The 25,392-nt window shown below is 31.6% G+C and carries 29 protein-coding genes and 2 pseudogenes; 7 read left to right on the forward strand and 24 right to left on the reverse strand.

The genetic code is table 11. The annotated features are described in order from the left end of the window. Positions 1-136: 136 nt before the first annotated feature. From EPK97_RS03800 to EPK97_RS03810, 3 genes are all read right to left on the reverse strand, one after another. Entirely contained in the window at positions 137-760 is a 624-nt protein-coding gene (locus EPK97_RS03800; protein ID WP_162035252.1) for a LysE family translocator, read from the reverse strand. A gap of 56 nt (positions 761-816) precedes the next feature. Continuing rightward, on the reverse strand, positions 817-1,251 hold the full coding sequence (locus EPK97_RS03805; protein WP_162035253.1) for an Lrp/AsnC family transcriptional regulator: 435 nt from the start codon (positions 1,249-1,251) through the stop codon (positions 817-819). A gap of 333 nt (positions 1,252-1,584) precedes the next feature. Further along, positions 1,585-2,454, reverse strand: coding sequence for a DMT family transporter (locus tag EPK97_RS03810; protein ID WP_162035254.1), 870 nt, complete (start codon positions 2,452-2,454; stop codon positions 1,585-1,587). A 601-nt stretch (positions 2,455-3,055) separates the two neighbouring features. Between EPK97_RS03810 and EPK97_RS03815 the strand changes: the two genes are divergently transcribed. Continuing rightward, positions 3,056-4,051, forward strand: a complete 996-nt coding sequence (locus EPK97_RS03815; protein WP_162035255.1) for a LacI family DNA-binding transcriptional regulator — start codon at positions 3,056-3,058, stop codon at positions 4,049-4,051. A gap of 98 nt (positions 4,052-4,149) precedes the next feature. Here the strand turns inward: EPK97_RS03815 and EPK97_RS03820 are convergent, their stop codons facing one another. Then, positions 4,150-5,193, reverse strand: a complete 1,044-nt coding sequence (locus EPK97_RS03820) for a S66 peptidase family protein (protein WP_162035256.1) — start codon at positions 5,191-5,193, stop codon at positions 4,150-4,152. A gap of 228 nt (positions 5,194-5,421) precedes the next feature. On the opposite strand from EPK97_RS03820, the gene EPK97_RS03825 reads away from it, so the two are divergent. Next, a complete protein-coding gene (locus EPK97_RS03825; RefSeq protein ID WP_162035257.1) occupies positions 5,422-5,991 on the forward strand; it encodes a nucleotidyltransferase family protein in 570 nt (189 codons plus the stop codon). Positions 5,992-6,146: 155 nt separating this feature from the next. Here EPK97_RS03825 and EPK97_RS03830 read toward each other — a convergent pair whose 3' ends face one another. The 18 genes from EPK97_RS03830 to EPK97_RS03915 all read right to left on the reverse strand — a co-directional run bounded on the left by EPK97_RS03830 (position 6,147) and on the right by EPK97_RS03915 (position 19,560). Beyond that, positions 6,147-6,470, reverse strand: a complete 324-nt coding sequence (locus tag EPK97_RS03830; protein ID WP_162035258.1) for a YciI family protein — start codon at positions 6,468-6,470, stop codon at positions 6,147-6,149. Positions 6,471-6,529: 59 nt separating this feature from the next. After that, positions 6,530-6,982 carry a GNAT family N-acetyltransferase gene (locus EPK97_RS03835; protein ID WP_170295437.1) on the reverse strand — a complete coding sequence of 151 codons (453 nt, stop codon included), beginning with the start codon at positions 6,980-6,982 and terminating at the stop codon, positions 6,530-6,532. An 85-nt stretch (positions 6,983-7,067) separates the two neighbouring features. Then, positions 7,068-7,262 carry an HAD family hydrolase gene (locus tag EPK97_RS03840; protein WP_338075656.1) on the reverse strand — a complete coding sequence of 65 codons (195 nt, stop codon included), beginning with the start codon at positions 7,260-7,262 and terminating at the stop codon, positions 7,068-7,070. Then, entirely contained in the window at positions 7,258-8,163 is a 906-nt protein-coding gene (locus EPK97_RS03845) for a FixH family protein (protein WP_162035260.1), read from the reverse strand. The genes EPK97_RS03840 and EPK97_RS03845 overlap by 5 nt, the downstream gene beginning before the upstream one ends. Further along, positions 8,164-8,829 carry an ABC transporter ATP-binding protein gene (locus EPK97_RS03850; protein ID WP_162035261.1) on the reverse strand — a complete coding sequence of 222 codons (666 nt, stop codon included), beginning with the start codon at positions 8,827-8,829 and terminating at the stop codon, positions 8,164-8,166. After that, positions 8,826-9,623 (reverse strand): YhgE/Pip domain-containing protein, encoded by a 798-nt coding sequence (locus tag EPK97_RS03855; RefSeq protein WP_162035262.1) that lies wholly within the window; start codon positions 9,621-9,623, stop codon positions 8,826-8,828. Before EPK97_RS03855 ends, EPK97_RS03850 begins: the two co-directional genes overlap by 4 nt. Beyond that, a complete protein-coding gene (gene nosD / locus EPK97_RS03860) occupies positions 9,620-10,933 on the reverse strand; it encodes a nitrous oxide reductase family maturation protein NosD (protein ID WP_162035263.1) in 1,314 nt (437 codons plus the stop codon). Before nosD ends, EPK97_RS03855 begins: the two co-directional genes overlap by 4 nt. Further along, entirely contained in the window at positions 10,930-11,493 is a 564-nt protein-coding gene (locus EPK97_RS03865) for a hypothetical protein (RefSeq protein WP_170295438.1), read from the reverse strand. Before EPK97_RS03865 ends, nosD begins: the two co-directional genes overlap by 4 nt. 66 nt (positions 11,494-11,559) lie before the next feature. Further along, on the reverse strand, positions 11,560-13,431 hold the full coding sequence (gene nosZ, locus EPK97_RS03870; RefSeq protein WP_162035264.1) for a Sec-dependent nitrous-oxide reductase: 1,872 nt from the start codon (positions 13,429-13,431) through the stop codon (positions 11,560-11,562). A gap of 22 nt (positions 13,432-13,453) precedes the next feature. Further along, positions 13,454-13,888 (reverse strand): c-type cytochrome, encoded by a 435-nt coding sequence (locus tag EPK97_RS03875; RefSeq protein ID WP_162035265.1) that lies wholly within the window; start codon positions 13,886-13,888, stop codon positions 13,454-13,456. 375 nt (positions 13,889-14,263) lie between these two features. Next, positions 14,264-14,587 (reverse strand): hypothetical protein, encoded by a 324-nt coding sequence (locus EPK97_RS03880; protein WP_162035266.1) that lies wholly within the window; start codon positions 14,585-14,587, stop codon positions 14,264-14,266. Between the two features lie 129 nt (positions 14,588-14,716). Continuing rightward, on the reverse strand, positions 14,717-15,472 hold the full coding sequence (locus tag EPK97_RS03885; RefSeq protein WP_162035267.1) for a glycerophosphodiester phosphodiesterase: 756 nt from the start codon (positions 15,470-15,472) through the stop codon (positions 14,717-14,719). Beyond that, positions 15,457-16,062 (reverse strand): DJ-1/PfpI family protein, encoded by a 606-nt coding sequence (locus tag EPK97_RS03890; RefSeq protein WP_162035268.1) that lies wholly within the window; start codon positions 16,060-16,062, stop codon positions 15,457-15,459. The genes EPK97_RS03885 and EPK97_RS03890 overlap by 16 nt, the downstream gene beginning before the upstream one ends. 5 nt (positions 16,063-16,067) lie before the next feature. Next, positions 16,068-16,541, reverse strand: a complete 474-nt coding sequence (locus EPK97_RS03895; RefSeq protein WP_162035269.1) for a GNAT family N-acetyltransferase — start codon at positions 16,539-16,541, stop codon at positions 16,068-16,070. A gap of 82 nt (positions 16,542-16,623) precedes the next feature. Next, complete coding sequence (locus EPK97_RS03900) at positions 16,624-17,367, reverse strand: NUDIX hydrolase (RefSeq protein WP_162035270.1); 744 nt, start codon at positions 17,365-17,367, stop codon at positions 16,624-16,626. 128 nt (positions 17,368-17,495) lie between these two features. Then, entirely contained in the window at positions 17,496-17,963 is a 468-nt protein-coding gene (locus tag EPK97_RS03905; protein WP_162035271.1) for a UPF0158 family protein, read from the reverse strand. 102 nt (positions 17,964-18,065) lie between these two features. Next, on the reverse strand, positions 18,066-18,974 hold the full coding sequence (locus EPK97_RS03910; protein WP_162035272.1) for an alpha/beta fold hydrolase: 909 nt from the start codon (positions 18,972-18,974) through the stop codon (positions 18,066-18,068). Between the two features lie 418 nt (positions 18,975-19,392). Further along, positions 19,393-19,560 carry a hypothetical protein gene (locus EPK97_RS03915; protein ID WP_162034556.1) on the reverse strand — a complete coding sequence of 56 codons (168 nt, stop codon included), beginning with the start codon at positions 19,558-19,560 and terminating at the stop codon, positions 19,393-19,395. A gap of 302 nt (positions 19,561-19,862) precedes the next feature. Between EPK97_RS03915 and EPK97_RS21650 the strand changes: the two genes are divergently transcribed. The 5 genes and pseudogenes from EPK97_RS21650 to EPK97_RS03940 all read left to right on the forward strand — a co-directional run. Continuing rightward, on the forward strand, positions 19,863-20,282 hold the full coding sequence (locus EPK97_RS21650) for an adenylyl-sulfate kinase (RefSeq protein WP_240903671.1): 420 nt from the start codon (positions 19,863-19,865) through the stop codon (positions 20,280-20,282). Positions 20,283-20,472: 190 nt separating this feature from the next. Continuing rightward, a complete protein-coding gene (locus tag EPK97_RS03925) occupies positions 20,473-21,195 on the forward strand; it encodes a glycosyltransferase family 2 protein (protein ID WP_162035273.1) in 723 nt (240 codons plus the stop codon). Positions 21,196-21,266: 71 nt separating this feature from the next. Then, complete coding sequence (locus tag EPK97_RS03930) at positions 21,267-22,418, forward strand: DegT/DnrJ/EryC1/StrS family aminotransferase (RefSeq protein ID WP_338075643.1); 1,152 nt, start codon at positions 21,267-21,269, stop codon at positions 22,416-22,418. A gap of 54 nt (positions 22,419-22,472) precedes the next feature. Beyond that, on the forward strand, positions 22,473-24,470 hold the full coding sequence (locus tag EPK97_RS03935) for an NAD-dependent epimerase/dehydratase family protein (RefSeq protein ID WP_162035274.1): 1,998 nt from the start codon (positions 22,473-22,475) through the stop codon (positions 24,468-24,470). A gap of 37 nt (positions 24,471-24,507) precedes the next feature. Then, positions 24,508-24,744 (forward strand): annotated as a pseudogene (locus EPK97_RS03940) (DDE-type integrase/transposase/recombinase); the annotation flags it as partial. 133 nt (positions 24,745-24,877) lie between these two features. On the opposite strand, the pseudogene EPK97_RS03945 reads toward EPK97_RS03940, so the two are convergent. Together EPK97_RS03945 and EPK97_RS21655 are read right to left on the reverse strand one after the other, a co-directional pair. Further along, positions 24,878-25,210 (reverse strand): annotated as a pseudogene (locus EPK97_RS03945) (DIP1984 family protein); the annotation flags it as partial. Positions 25,211-25,222: 12 nt separating this feature from the next. Beyond that, on the reverse strand, positions 25,223-25,336 hold the full coding sequence (locus tag EPK97_RS21655) for a DIP1984 family protein (protein ID WP_240903672.1): 114 nt from the start codon (positions 25,334-25,336) through the stop codon (positions 25,223-25,225). Positions 25,337-25,392: the final 56 nt, after the last annotated feature.

Genomic DNA, 25,392 nt, shown 5'->3' on the forward strand with positions numbered 1-25,392 from the left:
CATAATAAATTGTGTACAATTTAATTTTAGACAATTAAAAAATAACATTTTTTAAGAGATTTGTCAAAATAATATGTACTGAAGAATTACATTATTATATTCAAAAAAATTAAACTATATTATTAAAGAAAATACATCACATGAAGCTAAAAATGACTAATAAACCAAAACACAAAATAAATATACCTGATAATCTATTTATCCACTTTAAAAATGTAGGATTTATACGTTCCCTAAAAATACCTGCTAATCCTGTAAGAATGATCCACCAACAAGCTGATCCAAGAAATACACCAATGACTAACAAAAAAGATAGAAAGTAGTTTGGATTTTCCATACTACCTACGCCTAATCCTGCAAATATGCCAATAAATGAGAGTATTGTAATGGGATTAGTGATTGTAAGAAAGAATGTTATGAGATAAGAGGATAACAACCCTTTTTTGTTGGAACTTGAAGCACTGTCCTGTGGTTTGGAACTAAATATTTTCAATCCTATATAAACTAGAAAACCTCCACCAGCAATTTGCAATATGATCTTCTGGTCCATTAAAAAGTTTGAAATAAAAGTAAGTCCAAAACCAGCGATAAAACCATACATCATATCTGCAGTAGCAGCACCTAAACCCGTTAAAAAACCATAAACTCTACCTTGATATAACGTACGATGAATACAGAGTATTCCAATTGGACCTACAGGGGCCGCGATTGTAAAACCTATGATTAACCCTTTTAGAAAAAACAATAACTCGTTTTCCATAGAGAACTACCTCACTTATTTATGTGAAAATTAGAAAAACTCCTAATACCTTAAAACTACATTTCTTCTTTTAAAGTTGATAAAGCAATGGTCGTACTTGTTTTCAGAACACCATTTATTTCTTTTAATGTGTTTGATATAAAATCCTCGAGTCCTTTTGTACCTTCAACTGCTACTTTTAACAAATAATCATATTCACCCGCTAAATGATGACATTCTAAGACATGATCTGATTTCACTATCGTCTCTCTAAAAGAATTTATATTTTCTGTTGTATCTATAATGACAGAAACAAATGCTAGTAAAGTTTGACCCACACTCTCTCGATTTAACTTCACTGTAAAACGATCTATAATCCCTTTGCTTTCAAGTTTTTTAATGCGTTCTGAAATTGCGGGTATAGATAAATGAGTTTGTTTGCTTATTTCTGAATTTGTCATCCTGCCGTGATGTTTTAATAGTTGAATGATTTGTTTATCGATTGCATCCATGATTCCAACTCCTTATATTATTAGTTCATTATAATAAAATAGTTTAAAGTTTTATATACTTTTATTAATTTCAATAATAATTTAAGTATTTTGTTAATAATCATAAATTATTTAAGTAATGATGAATTGAAATAAAAAAAATTCATCCGCAACTAGTTCCAACTATACATTCACATTAATGACTTAAAACACAAAAAAAAGACGCAATATATGCGTCTTTTTTTTAATCAAAAAACTCATTCATGAAGTAGTTTTTTTAACAGATACATACTTTTAACAACAAAATCATTTAACACTTATAGCAATAATCTGTAGATTAACCACTCCATTATTTTACCATACAATTATTACAACTCCAGCAAAAATAATGATTGAACCTAATAATTTATTAACACCAAAATTTTCTTTTAAAAACAAAAATCCTAATATTGAACCTATTACGATACTCGTTTCTCTTAATGGTGAAACATAACTAACTGGAACTTCTGTCATGACAATTAAAACTAATATATAAGCTAAACCAGCTAAACCACCAGCTACTGCCATTTTGATCCAGTGTTTTTTCCATTGCTCAAATATTGCCTTTCGTCCTCTAAGCCTTACCTTATTCCCAAGTATAACTATTTGTCCTAAGTTATCAATTAAATTCAATATAATTGGAGGTACAAAAGCAACAGCCATCTTATCGAAAATAGTATAACTAGCAATAGCTACGCCAACAAATAGAGGCCAAGGACTTTGTAGAATCATCTTTAAAGTTTGTAAACCTAATTTTAAGTTGAATCCAGAATATAGTACATAAATGCCAAACATAATGATGCTAACACCTAGTAAAGTAATTAACCCTACTTCTTCTTTTAATATAAATATGCCTACTATAACAACAATTAAAGGTCCTGTCCCACGTGCTATGGGATAGACTAAAGTAAAATCATTTTTTTCATAAGCTTTGGATAGAATAAGAGCATAAATACTATGTAAAATCGCACTTCCTAAACCCCACACTATCCAATCTATAATGGATACAGGCTGTTCTGGCCAAAAATAAATGCTGATAGGTAAGAAGATGATGAATGACCATACCCTTAATGACCACAAAAATATTTCTTTTTGTTCACTGCTTTTAAGTAACAAATTCCATATTGCATGTGAAAAAGCAGCTACTAATATTAATACAAACCAATAATCTATTAAGTTACTCATCTATTTTACCCTCATTGCTTTTAGAATGATCGTCTTATCATTTATGTAGATCTAATTATATCAAAAAAAAGAAATGACAAGAGTATCCCCCCATCATTTCAAAATCATAATCATATTATTCACAAATGCAAATTAGCTATGATTTCCTAACAACAATTTAATGTTCAAATTTCCCTAGATCATTTGCATTCACTTTCACTTGCAACATTTGTGAAGGTAATAAGGGTAAAATAAGAGCAAAAACCATAAATAAAAAAATATTTTCTTCTCATAACTCATAAAATATCCACCTTCTTTGGTTTGAGAGCATTAGAATGAAACGCTATCAAATTTTACAATTCTTGTTTATAGTAATAAAAACAACGAAAATGGATGATTTTTCGGAAAATTTTCTATTTATTTTTGATTTTAACAATATAGATGAAGTAATATATATTTAGATTTTATGATGTGAGGTAGGATAAATAGAAGGTATTATGAATGAATATTAAAGGATTATATATCTATATTATACATCATTTATCGAAAATTTTATATATTTTAATACATAACTTCAGAAATTTTTTTGTGGTAAAATAAAAAGAAAAATAGGGTGAATATTATGAAAATTAAGATTAAAGAAATCGCTGAAAGAGCAGGCGTATCTATCTCAACTGTTTCTAAAGTTATTCATCATTATGCAGGCGTATCTCAAGAAACAAAACAAAAAGTAAATGCAATCATGTCTGAGCTTGGATATAAGGTACACTATCGAAATCAGAATACTTCCAACACAAAATGTATAGGGGTTATTTTAGGAAAAGATATCCCCTTCAACCATCCTTATTTTTCAAAAGTCATCGATGCTTTTAAAGAAGTTGTATATAAAGAAGGATTTGATTTTGTTTTTTTCTCTAATCAACTTCAATCTGATGAAAAAACAAAAAACTATTTATTATCCTCCCGGGAATACCAAGTAGATGGATGTTTAATTTTAGCAGAAAAAGGAATGGGAAATGCTATTATCGAACTAGATTCAAGTGATATACCATGCGTAGGGATAGATGCTGAATTAAGTGGAGCTAAATCAAGTTACATCATGACGGATAATGATCAAATCGCAAAAAAAGCGGTAGAACATTTCTATCTTCATGGATATAAAGATATCGGATATATTGGAATAAATAAAAAATGGCAGGTTGCTAAGTTAAGAGAAGAAGGGTTCAAAAAAGCATTATCTAGTTTTGGTTTAAATATACGTGAAGAATGGTTTGCTCATGGGGAAAACTTTGATTCACACAGTGGATATGAAGCGATGAAACATATGCTTCAATGTGACCAACTACCCAAAGCCATTTTTGCATGGCATGATATTTTTGCGATTGGTGCTATGAATGCACTAAAAGAATACAATATCAACATACCTGAAGATATAGCGATTATTGGCTGTGATGATGTTGATGCAGGAAAACACCTTACCCCTCCTCTAACTACTGTTTTACAAGATCATGAAAAAATAGGGAAGCTAGCTGCACAGATGTTAATGGATATTATGAATGACAAGAGTTTGAGTCCTATTCAAATCGAACCAGGATTAGTAGTAAGAGGAACAGTTTGAACAAATTCTAAACGATTCCCACACCATTATTCTTTTTATTCCTGATTATTGATTTAAAATAGGACTAGCTCTTATTTTTCTATAACAAATAATTTTTTTTAACTTCCTTCAAAAGGGCTTTCCATTAATATGATGTCCTTATTTACAGGATTCAGCTGAACTTTACATCCTAATGGCAAAATAAGTCTAGGGTCTGTATGGCCAAAGTCCATATCTACTACAATCGGAATGTCCTTAACCCCAAACTCGTCTTTGATAATACGAAGAATCGTTTCATTTAACTCTTCTTTCTCTTGTGGGGAATAGTCTTTAGCTCTCCCAAAAATAACACCATTAATTTGTTCAAAAATACCTTGTGTTCCATAATTGCGAAGCATATATCCAACTTGATGTGGTAATGGTTTTTCTTCAGAAGTTTCAAAAAAAAGTACTTTTCCTTGCCAAAATTGAGAGTCAGGCCAATATTTGGTGGATTTCAAAAATTCTAAGACTTCAATGCAGCCACCCCACAAATGTCCTTCTGATATTGAAACCCCTTGTAAAAAGGTCCATCCATTTTCATTTTCAAAAAATGGTGTACACTCCCCTAAAGTTTCCTTTATACTCCAATCTTTATATCCATTGGTCCATCTTGGATATGGTTGGTATTGATAAGGATATTGATCTTCAAAAAAGATAGATTTTAAATGTTTTATATATTCATCAGGTAGATGTTTCGTCTGAGCAAAACCAGCCATAACCGTTGGACCATAAAAAGTAACTAATCCTAAATGGTTAAAATAGGTAAGGAAAGTTGTTGGGTCTGAAGTTCCCATAATCATTTTAGGATTATTAAGTATGGACTTTATATTAAGATAGGGTAAAATTCTAACGGATTCATAACCACCTATGGATGTAATCATTCCATCAATGCTGTCATCTCCAAAACATCGATTAATATCATCTGCACGCTTTTTTGGATTTTGATATAAATCAGCAGGAGACATTCTTGCTGTCGGCATTTCAACGATTTCAAACTCTAATACTTCCCGTAACATTTGCAAACCTAATTCGTAGTTGTCGGGAAACAAGAAGGGCAAACCATTTGAAGGAGATATAATCGCTATTCTTGAGCCTGGTTTTAGTCTTTTAGGTTTTATCATTTTTACACATCCTTAGCAGAATTCAACTAAATACTTAGTACTGTTTTTTTAGTTAAGGCTAGGTTTCTATATATAAATTTCAAATCATTATACAGTATAATGATTCATTTATACAACTTTTTTTTCAATAAATCACCAATTGCTGAGATTTATTTGAAAAATAGTAGCATTGTTTAATAAGATTATATAAAATAGAATACATGTTTGTAATTTAGAAGGAGTTGGATCATGATTATAAAAAATGAAAGAGACGTTATAAAACTAGTACAAGAAGACCATTGGATGATGGATATCTTATTAGCTGCTAAAGCACTAGAATTACCAGATTGGTGGATATGTGCAGGATTTGTCCGAAATAAGATATGGGATACATTACATCATTTTAGTGAAAGAACCGTTTTGTCAGATATTGATGTGATTTATTTTGATCATTCACTTATTGATGAAAAACATGAAAAGAAACTAGAAGAGAAACTAAAAAAGACCATGCCAAAAATCCCTTGGGAGGTTAAAAATGAGGCAAGAATGCATGTAATGAATGACCTTTCTCCCTACTCATCCTCAGTTGATGCTATTTCAAAATTCCCTGAAACAGTTACAGCTTTAGGATTAAAATTAGATAAAAACAACAATCTGATCTTAGCTGCCCCATGCGGAATTCAAGATGTAATCAATCTAGAAGTAAAACCAACTCCACATTTCTTAAGTAATAAGGAACTTTTATCTATTTACAGAAAAAGAATCACTCAAAAAAATTGGAAGTCCATTTGGAATAAAATAAAAATAATTTACCCTTAAATAGAATCATAAAATTATAAATAGTTGAATCAAAAAAAAAGCTTAATTAACTAAGCACTTTTTTTGATTCATTATCACTAAAAAGTTTTGATGTGATATTCAATCACTTCCTAGATACTTTCTATATATAATTCAATCAAAGAACTGCTCTAGCTCTATACATTGCTCTCAGATATTAAAGCCACTTGATATGGATGTAATTTAGCAGTCATTATCCCCTCTTTTACAGCCGGATCATTTTCCATAATGAAGTTGGCCTCATTCTCACTTTCTGCTTTGAATATAACAATCCCAAATGTCGTCTCATCCATATTTTGTGTTCGACCAGCTAATATGAGTTGTCCTTCACTTTGTAACTGTTGTAGAGCTTTAAAATGTCTTCCTACGATATCTTTTTCTTTATCTGTCCATTGGGATTCATCAAGTAATTTTGGAATTAATTTTAGCACATATATATACTGGCTTGTTGTTTCAGACATTTTTAATCCTCCTATTTCTTCTTTATTTAAAAAGTTGTTATTCATTTGACTTATTCATATTATACGGACAAAAAGTAATGGAAAAAATCATCTTTTTCATAACCTAATGCTTCATAAATTCTCTGAGCTGTTAAGTTATCTTTTGCTGTAGCTAATTCTACTCCTTTTGCATTTGTCTGCTTAGCATAGGTTTTTGCTGACTCAAGTAAACCCTGTGCAATTCCTCTTCCTCTAAACTTTTCATTTACATATAAATCATTTAATAACCAAGTTCTTTTCATTGAAACGGAAGAAAAAATAGGAAACAACTGAGTAAATCCAACAGCAACTTCTTTGACCTCATCTTTCGCTATAAATATAATAGATTGTTGATGTTCAAATCTTTCATATAGAAATTTTCTAGCACCTTCAATATCTGATGGTTGTTCATAGAAAATTCTGTACTGGTCAAAGAGTTGAGCCACTTCTTCAAGTTCATGAATTGTTGCTTGGGTAATTTTGATTTGATTCATTTTTTTATTTCCTCCTCTTTTGTTGATATCTTGTATAAAATATATTCTTTTTATGTACCTCCACAATCATCTATACGAATTAGTTTCAAATTTTATTCTTCGAATCTACTATTCTTTCAATTACTAATCCCACCCCATCATCATCATTTGATGCTGTCACCTCATCCGATATTTCTTTCAATTCATCAATTGCATTCATCATGGCAACACGATGCCCACAAACTTTAAACATTTCTATATCATTTGTGTCATCTTTAACATCTGATAAAAATATACTAATTAATTATTTCTATGTCGAGCGTATTAACCTGAGATACTAATAACTCTTCATATTTTCTTTGTGTTAACATATTCAACTCATCCTGCCCAGCATCTGGGTTTTCTTCTCTCACTTTTTCAATTAAATCCTGCTGTACTTTATTTGCTAATACAATTAACTTATATTGACTTTTTTCCTTATCCCAAAATTTCTTTTCTCCATATTGTTTAATCATCTCTAGAGCAATTGGACTTTCTCTGTACTTTTCTTTAATCTTTTCTACCTCATGAATTACTTCTTCTTCCGTTGCTGAATAGCCTTTTTCTTTAGCTAATAGGGCAACAGATCTCAATCTGATAATCTGAGTCAGGAGTGTGTTTTTGTTTTTAATCGATCTCACCTGTGAATTCCAATAGTTTATCGCTTCATCTAGTTCATCTCCAGAGTACTTAACTTTATCAGCTTCCCTATTTATTTCAATGTGAAGGAGATTAATAAACTCATAAAAATCTAAATCAGCTTGATATACACCCTCCCCATTAATCTTAGCAATAGCTACTTCTTTTGATACAGTGAACTTAATAACATCTTCTACAGTTTTATTACCATTTTTAATTGTCAGAAATCCTTCCCATTCACCTTCCATCGGCAACAGGATTGTTCCTTCATAAAATCCATCTTCGTTTTCCGTAAGTATTGCTTCAACTTGACCATGATCCATTTTTGCCATTTCAAATACTACAGTAATTTCAAGATTACTTACCAGTTTTTCATTCTCCATTACTTTTAATTCAATGGGTGCACTGACATTTTCTTTATAAAAAGGTACTTTTGTTATTTCAATTTGCCACTCTACATTGTTGCTGCATCCACTCAATAAAATAAATGTTCCAAATACAAGGATAATAAATTGTTTTTTCATTTAAAGCCCTCCATTAACAACTTGATTCATAAAATCTGCAACCGTATATTTTTGAATTTCACCATGTTCTAAATAGGCAACATGTGTGCAAATTTCTTTAATTTCATCCATGTGATGAGAAGAAAATAATATTGTTTTATTTGAAAAGGATTTTAAGATCGATAATATTTCAGCTCTTCCGATTGGGTCTAAACCACTGGTCGGTTCATCCAAAATAAGCACTTCTGTATCAAAATAAATCATTAGTGCAAGTCCCAATCTTTGAAGCATTCCTTTAGAATACCATTTAAGTTGCATATTTCTTTCTTCAAATAGATTAACTAGTTTTAGGCATTCATTAATATGTTTTTCATTCACACTATCTGATTTCAAAGAGGCAAAAAAAAGTATATTCTCTTTACCAGTTAAATGAGGATATAATTGGAATTTTTCAGGTAAATAGGATACATATCTTTTCCATGATTGTTTCTTAACTGAAATATGATTAAGCTCGATTGTTCCTTTTTTAACTGGAATGACTCCAAGGATGGAGTGGATGAAGGTTGATTTACCTGCACCATTCCTGCCAACAAGAGCACAAAGCTCGTTTTTTTCGATTAATAGATTTACATTATCTAAAATCACTTTTTCTCCATAAGATTGAGTTAACTTCTCTATTTTAATCATATTTGACTCTCCTTTTTTCGCAACCAAATTGTCAATTCAAATATCAAAACTACCCAAATAAATAAGTCCATAATTAGAAAAGTAAAAGGTGAAAGCCATAAAAACTTTTCAAGTAGTTTTGACATATGATTGAGAGAAATCAACCCAATTGATGTTTCAAAGAAAAATCGAATCGAGTGAAGAGGATCAATAAAGTAAAAGAATGAAAATATTTTTACATTTTGATAGGATACACTTGGTAAAATATATATAAATATTAAGTCAACCAAAAATACACATAAAAACCAAGTAAAAATATTCGCCCCAACTAGCTGCATTCTCGTATTACAAATACTGCCTAAAAATAAACCAATTTGATTAAAAATAACCATTAAGAAAATGACGGTTAATAAAAAATAAATGAATTGGCTAATTTGAAAAACAAAGAAAATTTTCATTGGAATAGCAAGTGAAAAATACCATACTATTAATACCGATATTGTTATAAATTGAACAGCAATTGATTTTTTTAATAAAAAACTTCGATAAGATTCTTTTTTTGTTATTAACATCATTAGTGTTTTTAATTCTTTTTCTTGCATGATAGCAAAAGAAGATAAAAACAAACATAACAAAGGGAGTATATAAACATTCATGTCATAAATGGACAGTAGGAAAATCTCAAATCCCTGTTCTATTGCCTGTCCTTTTGTTTGTAAGAAGATGACAATAGAAACAATAATTATCATACATAGTGATAACCATAGTCCCTTTCCTCGGTATTGTTCTTTCCACTCTTTCCAAATGTAGGTCATCTCTTACAACTCCTTATAAAGTACAAGCTACCAAACCCGATGATTAGTAAACCCAATAACATTGAAAAAAAAAGTACTCTTCCTGAATTTTGTTGAACCAATGGATATTCGTCAATGACCATAACATCTTCTTTATTGACAATTGAGTTAATTTTTTCATACATTTTAATAGCTGGGGATTTCAAAAATAAATAGGCCAACTCATTAGATTCTACTAATTGGTATAAAGAAGATTTATAATGAACAGAAGTGTCCCCGACCCCATCTTTGTTTAAATCTAAAAGAGGGATTACCTTCCCCCAATCGTTCCCTTGTTTTCCTATGCTCCAAACATGGTCAGATTGACCACCTAGTGTTAATACTGAGGCCACATTATTTCTAAATTTATTCTTTGTAAATTGTAGATGATCAGAACTTGCCCAAACTTCCACCCCAACTTGATTTTGATAAAAGTGATTGTTTTCTATCACACTTTGAGTTGATTGATCAATAGCAAGTCCACGTTGATTTTGAGCAAAAGTATTATCACTAATCGTAATACGATCACTAGATTGTAATAATAATCCAAAAGATCTTGTTCCTTGATTTAAGGTAAATGTGTTATTTTCCAACATTATTTGTCGAGAATGCATAATTGCAGCTCCACCGGTATTAAAGTTGAAATGATTACCTAAAAATGTATTATCGTCTGAGTACATATAATGAAGCCCATACCTCGTATGAGAAACTGTATTCCGAATGACTTCATTTCGATTAGAATAATCAAAAAACATGCCATCCCTGGTTCCACTAATTTCATTATCTATTAATTGATTGTCATTTGAATAATAGACTTGAATACCATTCCCTTGCCCAGCTATTTCACCATTATTTAAACCAACAATATTGACATCGCTAATTAGATTATTGTGTGCTTGACTTAAGTAAATCCCATGAAACGAGTCTGTAATCGTTATATGTTGAATCTTGTTTTGATTTGAATGAATTTTTATTGCGGCAAATTCTTCTTCAGAATTTCGATCAGTTCCACTATTTGTAACCGTTAAGTTTTCAAGTTGAACAAATGGTGCCTTGATCGCAACTACATTACCTTTTCCATTTCCTCTAATCACTGTTCCTTCTACACCTTGAATGGCAATGGAACGATCAATGACAATATTTCCCTCATACGTTTTTTTTTCTAATTGCAATACCTTACCATTTGGTGTTTGTTCAATCATCTCTTGTAAAGTGATATCCGCAAATACTACATTATTAGGAATCAATATTATGAAAAGAACACCTATAAAAAAGATGTACAGCATTCTCATTTTTTTCTAACCCTCCATAGCGAAAACACCATCAGAACAAATGTTATACCAATCAGAAAAGAACCGTAGGAAAAATAACTATGTGTAATAAAATTTGCGATACGATTTTCTCCTAAAATAGGAGGTACAAATGGATCAAGTTCAATCGGTGCACTAGGATCCAGATCAGTCCCAAAATCTACTAACCAACGATGAATATCGTATAAACCAAGTAAGCCACCTACTGTAAACAATAGGATTAAAATTAATAATAGCTTTTTGCTCCTTAAGATGGCAGTTAGAAAGATCAATAAGGACATTCCCCCAATTATATAAGGTAAATACTTAAGCTCAGGAAAACTTTCCTCACTAAACGGTTTCATCCCAATGTAATGATTCAAACCGTTAATAATCTCAATTTCTCCTTGCATTTTGTATGGATAAACAATGATGTTCAAACCTTCAGGATATTGTGGTGCTATAAATTTCATGCCCCACCAAGGGAAAAATATAGAGCTTGAAAGTAATATCCCTGAAATAACTAACAAAATAGTTGATTGTTTAGTTAATTTTCTAGACATGATGATTCACACCCTTTAAATATTTGATAGGGGTATCAATAAGATACCCCTAGAAATCCGTACAAATTAATTTTTGGGTTTAACCAATAAATATCCTGTCATTTCTTGGTGCAACGCTGAACAGAAATTTGTACAATATACTGGGAATGTTCCTGCTTTGTCAGCAACAAACTCTACTGTATTCGTTTGACCAGGCTGGATTTCTATATTCAGGTCATAACCGTTTATTGCAAAACCATGAGTAATATCTTGATCTAAATCAATATTTGTTAAATGAATAGTCACTTTGTCACCCTCATTAACTTCAATGACATCTGGACGTTCTGTATTAACATCAAATACAAATTTTGATCTCATTGCAATACCGTAAGCATGAACCTCGTTACCTTTTCGTTCAATTCTTGTATCTTCTAGACTATAAACTGCGTTTGGATTTGCTTCGTCTTTAGGATAAACGGTAATGGTATTAATTTTATCTGCTTTTATCATCTGAGCATAATGCGGCTCCGGGTTAACAGGCGCCGTTTGAATAACTTCCATTTTTTCTTGACTTAGATCAATAAGCTGCATGGACTCAGGATGTGAAGGTCCTACAGATAAAAAGCTATCTTTCGCAATTTTGTTTAAAGCAACAATGTATTTTCCATCAGGTGATACTGTATCTCCCTCAGCTGCAACAGAGTGCCCCGGTGAATATTGGACAGGAACGCGGTCAAGTGTTTCCCCTGTATTAGGGTCCCATTTTACGATTTCAGAAGAAATGAACATCGTTGTATAAGCCATTCCCTCATCATCAAATTGAGTATGTAATGGTCCTAATGCATTCTCAGGATTCGCTTCCCTTTCCATAACAGATTCATAATTAAGAATAGGGATTCCGTTACGTTCCCCTGCAAATTCTTTATTTTCTATAGCTTTAAATGCTTTTTCAAATGAAAATACAGTCATTGCCGGTGCTAGTTTTCCTGAAGCGATAAATCTCGTTCCATCTGGTGTTACATCGACGCCATGTGGAGATTTTGCAACTGGAATTAAGTACATCGCACCTTTATGTTTTTCAGGGAAAATCATTTTTTGTCCTTCTACTTCATCATACTGACCATTCTCGACCATCTTCTCTATCTCTTTCCAGTTAAACAAAAGAATAAAGTCGCGATCCGCTTGTGATGCATTAATTTCCAAATTGGTAGTTGCTTCTTCTGTATTATAAGTTGTAATTACTGCCCAATCCTTTGACATCTTTTTACCTGCGTCAGATAAGTCATAAGACCATGGTGGGAGTGCGATTTGATAAGCAATACCTAATTTTTCATTCTTTTCATCAAAGGTGACTGCTGACATAACACCTCGATACTTTTCGCTATAATCGTCTAGAGGTTCATATTTGTGACCAATCGGTACAGCAAACCGAGTAGGTAAGAACATATACTCCGTATTTTCAGTTACAAACATTGCACAGTGAGGTCCACTTGTATTAGGAATACTAATGATATCTTTAACTGTAAACGTTTCCAAGTTCATCACTGCTGCTCGGCTATTACCTACATCTGTTGCAAACATATATTTGCCATCATAATCACCATCTGTTTCTGAGAAAGCTGGATGATGTAGGTCACCCCAAGTATACCCACCGAGCATCTCTTTTGTTTCTTTATCCCATCCATAACCAGTTGCAGAATCCTGTGAAAACACTGGAACTGTTCGAATATGCCTCATCGAAGGAACACCGTAGATGAACATTTGCCCTGAATGTCCTCCAGATGCAAACAAGTAGTATTCATCTTTCTCTCCGAAAGGAACATAAACTTTTTCTGAATTACTCTTTTCATTTGAATCTGCTACACTTTTTGGTCCAATATCCGTAAAGTCCGCAAAAAACACCGTTGCTAATAAAAAACCAATAACGACTCCTGAAATCGCTGTAACAATCTTTTTCATCCTCTACACCTCCAATAATTTCTTATTTATCAGATGCTTTTTTCAACATTTCTACGATCTTTAGTCGGTCATCATCTGTTAGTGGATTTCCACTAATGACACCTGACATGACTGCTGAGGTTGGTTCTTTAAGAAAATCCTCTAATTTTTTGCCATGTTTATCTTCCACGTTTTTATAAGCATCAGATAAATCTGGTCCTGTGACTCCACCCTCAATTCCCAGTTTGGAGATTGAATGGCAATTTAGGCAGCTATTTGCCACAAACAATTCTTCTCCAGGTAAGTTACTTACTGTTTCAACATTTTCTTCATTGTTTTCTGTTTCAGTTGCTATTTGTTCTTCATTATTAGGTGGCGTGGCCGTTTGATCACCAGTGTCATTACTTTGATAAAATAAATACCCCGAACCTAGACCAACTAGTACGCTCACTAAGAATATGATAATTCCATTTTTCAAATTTTCCCACATCCTTTCTCATTATCATTCTAGTTTTAAGAGAAAAAATTGAGTGTGTTTTATATCACACAAAATTTGTATATCCTGTGAAAAAACACAAAAAAAAACTTGTAGATTCTGTGAAATCACAAGATACTGAAATTAAACTTATAAAAAATAAAAAAACACATCATGATGGCCATTATTTATTTGGAAAGAAGGAGGGGTCTGGGAATTTAAAAGATTTTAGAGGAGAGTTGTTATTTTCAATTTACAAGCCTCATAAGCGAAGACAGAGGAATAGAAAAAGGAGTAAAAACCCACTCCTTTTTTATGTATTAGAACTCTTATTCTTCTGCTAGTTAAACATAAATTATATTTATGTTTATGGAATGTTTATTGATTAAAAGCGTTTTCAATTTCAATAGTATCATCTTCTTCTTCAATCATTACTTCTAATCCACCGAATCTTTGTGCTAATGCATTATAAACTACAGCATATAACATTCCAAATAATCCGTACAATCCTATAAACATTAGTGGGTAAAGAAGCATAATAACTACAGCAAAACCTATCGTTGCTGAATCTCCGGTTGCTACACCAACCAACAACGCAATTAATCCTCCGATTATACATAAACTTGACGGTATAATCATGAAGTACATTATTGTTTTAAACACACTTTTAGGTGTGAATTTTTTAAATTCTACCTTTTTCATATCTTAACACCTCCTTATAGGGAATATCTAACTGTCGGTTATACCCATTCATTTTACACTAATAAAAGAATAATATGTAGATGAATAAAAAATAAATCCCTAACGTTGTTATTATTTAATCGTCGTTGTTTATTTTAGAATAGATTTTAATTGCACAGCTTCACTTGGGAAATCTGTCATCAACGCAGATAAACAATTTAACAGTATATGTTTCATTTCCAGTTCATCATTGATCGTAAATACTCTAATAGGTATTTGTTGTTGTGCTTGAGTGATCATCTTTGAAAAAGCAAATGATTTTGAACAGTGTAATGCTGATGCTCCTAAACTTTTCACATAATGCCATGGTTGATATAAAATATCAGAAATAAGAACAGCTGTCTCTATTTCTTTATCAAGCTGCTTTACCTTAACTAAACTATAGTGGTTAAAAGATGATATAATCACAGACTCAGATACATCATATTTATGAACTAATTGAATCACCTTCTCTTCTAATCCTTCATATTGTATAATGTCATTTTTAAGTTCAATATTTAGCAACAAATTTTTATTACTTATCCATTCTAAAACTTCATTTAGAGTTGGGATTGTTTCTCCTTTATGGTGATAAGAATACCAACTACCAGCATCTAATTGTTTCAACTCTTTTAGTGTTTTTTCATGTACAAAACCTGTTCCATTTGTAGTTCGATCCACCCTTTCATCATGTATAACGACAACTTCTCCATCTTTTGTTAAATGAACATCAAGCTCAATGCCGTTTGCACCAACATGAAGAGCTTCTTGGAATGAAACCATTGTATTTTCTGGGTGAGTGCCGCTTGAACCCCGATGTGCAAAAATGAGTGTTTCAATTTGAGAACCGCTTATTTTCTTTGCCATACCACACCTCTACGTTCATACTCCATTCTATTTTCTACAGAAGCTGCAATTTGAGAACCAGCAAACCTTTCAGTAATCCACAGGGCTAAGTCAATTCCAGAAGTAACACCACGTGCAGTGATCACATCTCCGTCGTCCACAATTCTATAATTTAATAGTTCAGCACCATACGTTTTTAGTTCTTCAGTTGCTAAGTGATGCATGGTTGCTTTTTTTCCCTTTAAAATTCCTGATGCACCTAACAACATTCCTCCAGTACATACTCCAGCAATGATTGTTCCTAAACTAGACATTTCTGAAAACATTTTAGGTAAGTACCCTTTTTCTACTTCGTTTCTTACACCATGAATAGATTGATGATTCCAACCACCTCCGGGAACGATCAACAAATCCGGCCTATTACTAATTCGTAAATGCTCTTCTACAAAAACTTGCACACCATAAGACGCTTTTAATTGTAAACTACGACCACTGCCTACTAACTGAACATGAAACGGTGCTCCATTTTCCTTAGCTCTATTTAAAACTTCATATGGAGCCAAAGCAACCATTTCGCCAAATCCCTCAAACAAAACTATTTGGATGTTCATTTATTTTAATCCCCCGTTTTTTTTAACTTTTTTTCAAAACATAAACTTGACTTACTGTATATATATTCTCCAAAAGCTTCGATCTCATTGTAACCATGCCTTTTATACAAACTAATAGCTTCTGACTGTTTAACTCCTGTTTCTAATTTGATAACTTCATATTGAAGTTCTTTCGCTTTGCCTTCTAAAAAATTTAATAATTTTGAGGCAATTCCTTTATTGCGATATGATGGATCTACGTAAAAGCGTTTTAGCTCTAAAACTTTCTTTTCAAGGGGGCGAATAGCACCACACCCAACAGGGATATGATCATAATATGCGATTGAAAAAATCGTTTCAGATATATTAGGTTTTTCAAAATCAATTGTAAAGATTGCTTCAGGTGGATATTTCTTTGATAGTTCTGAATCTAATTTTGAAATTAATAGTTGTAAATCGGGATGATTTGGTTCAACAATTTCTACTTTGATTTGTTCCATTAAATTTCACTCCTAATTGGAAAATTATTATTTATATTATCATCTAATATCTTTTATCAAAATGTTTCAAAAAGCATCGTCCTTAATTTCGTTTTTTAATAAAATCAAATATTTGTTGATAATAACCTCCACTATCATTTAAAATATGTTTTTTATAAACTACTCTTTCCTTGCATTCGTTTTTGTTATTTATTTCTATTGCTTTTATCTCACTTAAATGACCTTCAAATAGTTCGATCACTTCATCTAGTTTTATTTTAAAAATGCTAGCAACTTCCTCTTGCTGGAGTTTAAATTTTGGAATTATATCTGCTTCATATAAATATACATGACAAAACTCTCTATCAATGATGGCTTCTGTTCTTATTTCTTCTTTAATGATGCCAATTGAAATTAATTCCTCAAATTTCACTTTCAATCCCAATTCTTCTTCTACTTCTCTTACACCATCTTTAATAGTTTCACTTGCAAGTAAATGACCTGCTGAAGTAATATCCAAAAAATTAGGATAATCCGCTTTACACGAAGCTCTTTTTTGAAATAATAAAAATGTATCTTCTTCCTCTCTCACTGTGATCCAACAATGAAAAGTTTCGTGCCAGTATCCTTTTTTATGTACTTTATCTCTAGGTTGTTTACCTATCAAATTCATATCTTCATCAAAAATATGCAGTAATTCCAACATGTTCTCACCCTTCACCGAAAAATGATTCTCATCTACGAACATATGTGATTCACCTTTAATTATATAATAAAGCTCATCTTCTGTATGAGGTTTTTGGGTATACACTTTACCATCATTCAACTCATATGTTCCGACAATCAAAGAGGATACTTTTATAAAATCGTGTTATATTGCTTAGTAGATACTTTAGGTTAAACATGGATTCCATTTTATTCATCCCCCTAAATGTTAAATAAGACCACAGAATAGATGCTTATTTTTTTCTTATTCTATTCAATACATTGTATATCGTTGTCATTGCACCATTCTAACGCTATTTGCTTAAAACCTTCAGCTCTGTATGTATACCACTCATCATGAATTTCTAGATCATATAGTTTATCTTTAAATCTTCTGAAGGCACCTTTGCCTTGTATTGAATTAAATAACTCACTTTTTTTCTTTTGGTCATTCAAGTTATCAATAAATTGCTCCATCATATTATACTCACTGATTTCAAATTTTGTTGGGATTTCTAAGTAATCTTCAAAGTTTTCTAATACATCTATAGCGATTTGTATATCTTTTTGTTGCCACTCAGGGAGATGGTCAAACGACTCTTCGTCCTCAGCAATTCTCATATCATCACCAGATACTGAAACTACTTCGTAAGTTTTCAGATTCAAATATGTACTTGTTCCTTCAAATTGCGTCTCCATCACATCAATAATTTCATTAAGTTTCACTTGTTTTTTCATATATGTTGCCATCTCCTGTTTAAAATAAAAAGAGCTGTATCTTAGCTCTTTTATTTTAATTCTATTTGAACAACAATTAATTCTCAAGCAACATAATAGAAATTAGATAATCAAAGCTTCCTTGTCGACTAAAAAATCAATTATTTTTTTATTAATTAATTCTGGTTGTTCTCCATTTATACTATGACCGGCATCTTTAATAATTTTTAAATTCAATCCAAGTTCTGCATATGCTTGTTTTATATCTGGTTTATAAACAAGTTTGTCGTAATCACCAATTAAAAATAAGGCATTATCTTTGAACTGTGAAAATGTTTGGATGTCATGTGATGCAATATTACGAACTAAGGGAATACTGTGTTTGAAAATATAATAGAAATGTTTGAATACCTCATCATTTTCATCATCCAATACAATATTTGGACCACTTAGCTTCTTAAATAATTTTACAGCATTTTTTTTATTCGGATTTAATATTTCTGGCATGAACACTTTGATCGTTCTAAGAGTATATAAGGATTTTTTAAATCCGTTTACTTTGATAGGAAGATGTCCTGCCATTCCTACCAATTTATTTACTCGATCAGGATAATGAATCGCATAATTCAACATTAAAATTACTCCGAAGGAAACTCCTATCATATGAGCGTTTTTAATATTAAGAGTATTCATGATTTCATTAATCCATTTTGCTTCATCGAAACTTTTAAAAAACAACTCATTTGGTTCGCTTTTCCCTGCCGCTCCCAAGGTGTCTACTGCAACTACATAAAAATGTTTTGTAAATTCTTGAATATTATGAACCCACATCAGTGATGAATTATCACCAGTACCATGAAACAATACTAAGGCAGGTTTGGTTATATCACCGGCTTCAATGATATGTGTTCTCCCATAGGTTGTTGCAATATCATGTTCTTCAACTTCCACATCCCACATCTTCAATAATATATCATAGGATTCATATAACAGCTTTTTGCCTTCCTCGCTTTTAAATACTTTTTTTGGCATTATAAAACCTCCTATATTGACAAGATTTATGTGCTGAACAATAAGACATATAGATTAGCTTTTTCTTGAAACCGTTTTCCATAAAGGATATTTTTTTCGAACTGTTTATGTTCTTAAATGGGTTAGAAAATCTTAGATCTTGACTTACAATGAGGGGATTTGAGAAATATAAGTATTAAAAAATACTATGTTATTATGAATTATTCTATTTAATTTTTTTGAAAAAGTATATACATTTTAAGGAATTAAGTGAACCCAAATGCACAGCTTTAACAATTCGTTCATCAACTGATCACGAAATGTTCATTTTCCCCAAATTCAATTATAAATGATAATCACAATGGGGTGAAAAACAAAAAATAACTGCTCTTAAATTAAGCAGTTATTAAAAAAATGATCATATCTCATTCCAATCCGTCTAACTATTTGATTCATTTTTAAGTTCATTTTTTACAGTGATTTCTCTTATTTTGATCGTGTTTTTATGAATTTCATTCAATAGGTACAGACCTCTAAATAAAATGGCAAAAACTATTGCACCACCAATAAATATTCCTACGTACCCAAGTGCAAATAATACATACATCAAAATAACACTAAGAATAATTAATAATAATAATGTTTTTCTATATAAACCCGATCCATTGGATGGATTAATATTAGTCGATCATTTAACAAATATGATATCAATGTGTGGGATAATTGATCATACACTTCGTAGATCTATAAACGGTTTATGGCAAGAGACTGATATTACGAGAGAGATTCGTGCGCAACAAAAAGGACAGAAAGCGTTAACGTTATGGTTCACTGGTCTTTCAGGTTCAGGAAAATACAACACTTGCGAATGAAGTCGAAAACCGTTTAGTATCCATGAGATACCACACGATGTTACTTGATGACGATAATGTACGGCATGGGTTGAATAAAAACTTGGGTATTAAAGAAAGTAACCGTGTGGAAAATATTCGTCGTATTGATGAAGTTTCAAAGCTTAAGAATAATGCAGGAATTATTACATTGATAGCGCTTATTTCACCTTATGATAGTGACCGTAAAAATGCTAGAGAAATTATTGGTGAGGAATACATTGAAATCTTTGTTAATCTCCTTATCGCAATTTCCCTTGGGAAAATAAGACATCTTGAATTAGGAAGCAGCGGTCATACAGATAATGAAAATCGAATATCTGAATTTGAATTCAATTGTACAAAGTGTGGATACGTTGCCTATGCCGACTACAATGCTTCTCTTAATATTAAAGAGAAGAGCTTTCGTCAGCTAGTCAAACGTAGGAGTGATGATTGATAAAGTGCTACTTATAAGCCCACTGCTTTAGCTCTGGGTAGTTGACCAATATATGAAGGCTTAATTTCAAATGACCTTGATAATCTTAAGTTTATTTTAAAAGTAATTTCTGACTGTTGAAAGGAATATCATATGATGAATTAACATTAATATTTCCACTTAACTTAAACCTATATGAGGAGTGATTCACGTGATCATTCATTTATATGCCCTATGCTGGAACGAAGAAAAAATGCTACCATATTTTTTCAAGCATTATAACAACATAGTTGACCAGTATTATATTTATGACAATGATTCAACAGATAATTCATTATCAATTCTACGTTCGCATCCCAAAGTAATTGTGGACAGATTTAAAATACAAGGTGATTCTATGATACTGTCAGCAAACAATCTATACAACCATTTTTGGAAACAAAGCAAAGCCGACTGGGTTATCACCTGTAACATAGATGAACATGTATATAATCCTAATCTTAGAGGTTATCTACAAGACTGTACTTTCAGTGGGATCACAGTTATTGAATCCGAAGGTTATGACATGGTTTCAGATTCATTCCCCAATAGTGACAAACCTTTGTATGAAAGTATAAAGTTTGGTGTTAGAACTCAAGTTTATGATAAAACTATGATTTTTAATCCGAATGAGATTAAAAATATAAACTTTTCTGTTGGTAGGCATGAGGCTAATCCTGTAGGAAATGTTAAAAAAACAATCAAAAAAGAAGTCAAGCTTTTACATTATAAATTTTTAGGTTTTGATTATTTTAACAGCCGATTGTCAGAATTAAAAACAGGGCTTCGAAAAACCGATATAGCTAAGCAATGGGGAGATCATTATTTATGGGATGAAAGAAAAAAACTCCAAGTATTTGAAAATGTTAAAAAAAGAGCTGTTAAAGTTTTATAGTTGACACCTCAACTAGGGCATCTGTTTGAGCCGAGTTATCAAAATAATGGTTAAGTTAAAGGAGATCAACTGTGATTAATAAATTTAATGAACCAATTATGATTACTAGATCATTATTACCAAGTTTAGATAATTTTAATAATCAGTTGAAAGAAATATGGGAAAGTAAATGGGTTACAAATAATGGTCCTAAAAATAAAGAATTGATAGAAGCATTAAAAGATTATTTAACTGTAGATGATTTATCATTGTTTAGCAATGGAACACTTGGTCTTTTGTTAGGTATTAAATCTTTGGAGTTATCTGGAGAAGTGATTACAACACCTTTTACATTTCCAGCCACAGTTGCAGCACTTGAATGGAATGGATTAACTCCTGTTTTTTGCGATATTGACCATGTAACTTTAAATATAGATGCCAATAAGATTGAATCTCTAATCACTGAGCGAACCAGTGCAATTCTAGGTGTGCACGTTTTTGGTAACCCTTGTGAAGTAGATAAAATTCAAAAAGTTGCTGATAATTATCATTTAAAAGTGATTTATGACGGTGCTCATGCTTTTGGAGTAAAGCTTAATGGCAATTCAATAGGGAAGTTTGGGGATATGACGATATTCAGCTTTCACGCCACCAAATTATTTAACACTATTGAAGGAGGTGCAGTTACATTTAAAGATAAAACTTTAAGTAAAAAACTCCAGTTAATTAAAAATTTTGGAATTAGCGGCCCAGAAACAGTAGAATTACCTGGTATAAACGCTAAACTAAATGAAATTCAAGCGGCAGTTGGATTAGAAGTACTTAAATTAGTGCCAGAGGAGCGAAAAAAACGTCATCATATAAAACAACTATATGAAACAAATTTAAAGTCAATTCCTGGGATTAGAATATTAACAAAACATAAAAAACAGGAAAGTAGCTATCAGTTTTTTGTTATTGAGATAGATAAGAGAGAATTTGGCATGAATCGTAATCAATTACATGAAATGTTGAAAGATTACAATGTTTTCACTCGAAAGTATTTTTATCCATTATGCAGTAATTTCTCATGGTATCAAGATCTTCCATCAGCTCAGCAAAAAAATCTACCTATAGCTCATGAAAAAGTTGAAAAAGTCTTATCTTTGCCGTTTTATGGGGGGGTAACGAATCAGGAAGTGAAACAAATTTGTGATATCATCGAGTTTATTCAAACAAGCGCCAGTAATACATCATCTGAATGAATTATTATCGAACCATGAATAGGTTATTAACTTAAATTGAAATGGGGTAATATGTTGAGAAATGGTATGTATTGTATTGCTATCATGTGTGTAGGAAGTGGTGTTGGGCAATCAGTCATTACTTCCTGCAACTTATCAAAACTGTCTATTAAAACAATTGGATTAGGGATAAATCCTTTTGCTTTTGGTGGTTATGAATGTGATGAAATGGATTACGTCCCTACTATATATTCAAACGATTATATTCATGAGTTAATCAATAAATGTAAAAAATATGCTGTTGATATCATCATTCCAGGCTTAGATGATGATGCTTTAATCTTATCTCAAAATATAGAAAAATTAACTGAAGAAGGAATAAAAGTAATAGTGTCAAGAAAAGAGTTAATTGAATTGACAAGAGATAAGGTCAAAATGTGTGAGCGACTAACTCCTATCGCTGATATTTTTGTGAAAAGTTATAATCTATTCGATATAGATTCATGGATTGATCAAGTTAAATTCCCATTGATTGCTAAACCGCGAGGTGGCTCTGGTTCAAATGGGATTGAGATATTATTGAATACAGAAGACTTAAATAGACTGTCTGATCATCATATCATTCAGGAATTAGCAATTCCAAAACAAGGCGATCCATTTCGTGAAACATATTTAAATCAAATTTCCAAACGAATTAATTCTCAACATTCCGAAATCTCTATTCAGGTAGTTACAAATAAAGAAGGAAAAATGATAGGTAAAATGGCATCATATAATAAATTAAAAAATGGTGTGCCAATCGAAATACTTCCTTACGATGATGACTATATATGGTCTGAAATAAATAAGTTACTCCCAACTCTTCGAGATTTAGGGCATAGGGGACCTTTAAATATTCAAGCAAGATTGACTGACCATGGTCTAAAAATATTCGAAATGAATCCACGATTTTCTGGAAATTCAGGTCTAAGGGCTATGTTGGGGTTTAATGAGGTCGAAAGTTGTATTAAAGATTGGTTGGAAATTCAATCACCCATTGATTCACTAAAATTAAATTATAGTAAATTTGGGGTTAGGCAAACGACAGATAAAGCAATTTCATTAGAAAACAATCTAAAAATTAAGCAATTATCAAAACAGATACATGAACAATCACTTAATCTAAAGAAGAGTATTTTAATAACAGGAGCAAATGGCTTTCTAGCACAAGCCTTAATTAAACGATTATCATCTGAAAACTATAATATTTTAGCATTTAGTAGAAAAAAGGATAAAATTAAATCATTTTATAGAGAGAATGACAATGTTTCTTGTTATGATAATAATGATCTTCTTAATGGAAACTTACAATTAGGGCAGATAGATTATTTGATTCATTGTGGTTTTGCGCGCCCACACTTTACAAATGAGCAAATTGCAAACAGTTTATATTTCACTAATAAACTTATTAGATCAGCAATTGAACATCAAATTCCTGCTGTTATCAACATCTCTTCACAAAGTGTGTATGGAACAAAACAGTTGCCAAAATGGTCAGAAAATACATCTGTAATACCTGAGACTGTATACGCTCAAGCCAAGTATGCAACTGAGTTAATGGTGAAAAACGTACATTTAATCAATAAACATACATTCGGGACTTCATTAAGATTATCAGCATTATCTGGCGGTTTAAAAGGATTAGTACCTGTTGAGATGATTACAAAGCTTATTAATCAAGTGCTCAATAATGAAACAGTAGAAATATTGGGTGGAGAGCAGAAAATTGAGAGATTAGATGTAAGGGATGCAGCTGATGCAATAACCGCCTTGATAAAAACAGACTCTAGAAATTGGAAATCTGTTTATAACTTAGGAACGGGTCATTCACACTCAATATTAGAAATTGTAAATATGGTAGCGAATGTAGCTGAATCAAAATATGGCTTAAAGGTTGATTTTAAAATAAACCCCGAAAGTAGAAAATCATCTTTTGGTATGGACTCATCCCAATTTTTCGAGCTAACTGGGTGGAAACCTCAATATTCTTTAGAGGACATCATTGAGTCATTATTTGAACACCTTAAACCTTGATATAGATCACCGAATCTATCCTTATCCTAAAGTGGGTATGCGATGGGTCCAAGAATACGGACCTGAATTAGACGAAAAAGTACGATGTCATTGGAAGACAAGCAACGATTCTTGGAGATTGGATGAAACGTATGTGAAAGTATAAGGGGAATGGATGTATTTATATCGTGCAGTTGACTCAGAAAGAAAAACGATTGATTTTAATTTAAGTGAATCCAGAGATAAACAAGCAGCCAAACTTTTTCAAAAAAGCTTTGGCTCCTTCTCTAAAGTGTACCCTATAGAGTAGACACTTAAAAAAAGTCTACCTGTAGTGTACATTTTTGTATAATTAAGAAAAATTGGAATAGGAAAGATTGGGCTATTTATAAACTTTATTGAGTATGGACCTACACTCACAAATTAAGCTATTCTATTAAATCTATATTCCAATTCTTCTCTTGTATTTTAAAATCTAATTCTCTATATTTTTTAGAAACGTTATCTATTTCTTTTTGAATTTCACGGACATCAATTGTTCTTTGATATCTAATCTCTGATCTACTATATCGATCTTGTATTATTGCTGAATGTTCGAACATTCCATCCAATACTTTTTTTCTTTGCATAAAACCATCTCGTTTAGCTAATACGTCAGCAATACTTTGTGAGGAATCAAATTTTGATAAAGAATTTGTTTTATTGGTCTTTTTTACTAGACTAGTAAATTCATTAATTGAACATTGTATTTCTGCAAATAGTTCCTTTGGATCTTATACAGTCTCTTCATCTTCTTGAACTTTAACCACTCTATCTAGTCGTTGTCTTAATTCAGATATCTTTCTTTGTAAATCTGCTCTTAATATTAATGCTTCTGCAAGTTTCATGTTCACCCTCCTACTTAGTGGGTTTCTAGACCACTTATACTTTCTATAGTTGAAAA

Source organism: Chengkuizengella sediminis, from assembly GCF_010078385.1.
Taxonomy (GTDB): Bacteria; Bacillota; Bacilli; order Paenibacillales; family KCTC-33759; genus Chengkuizengella; species Chengkuizengella sediminis.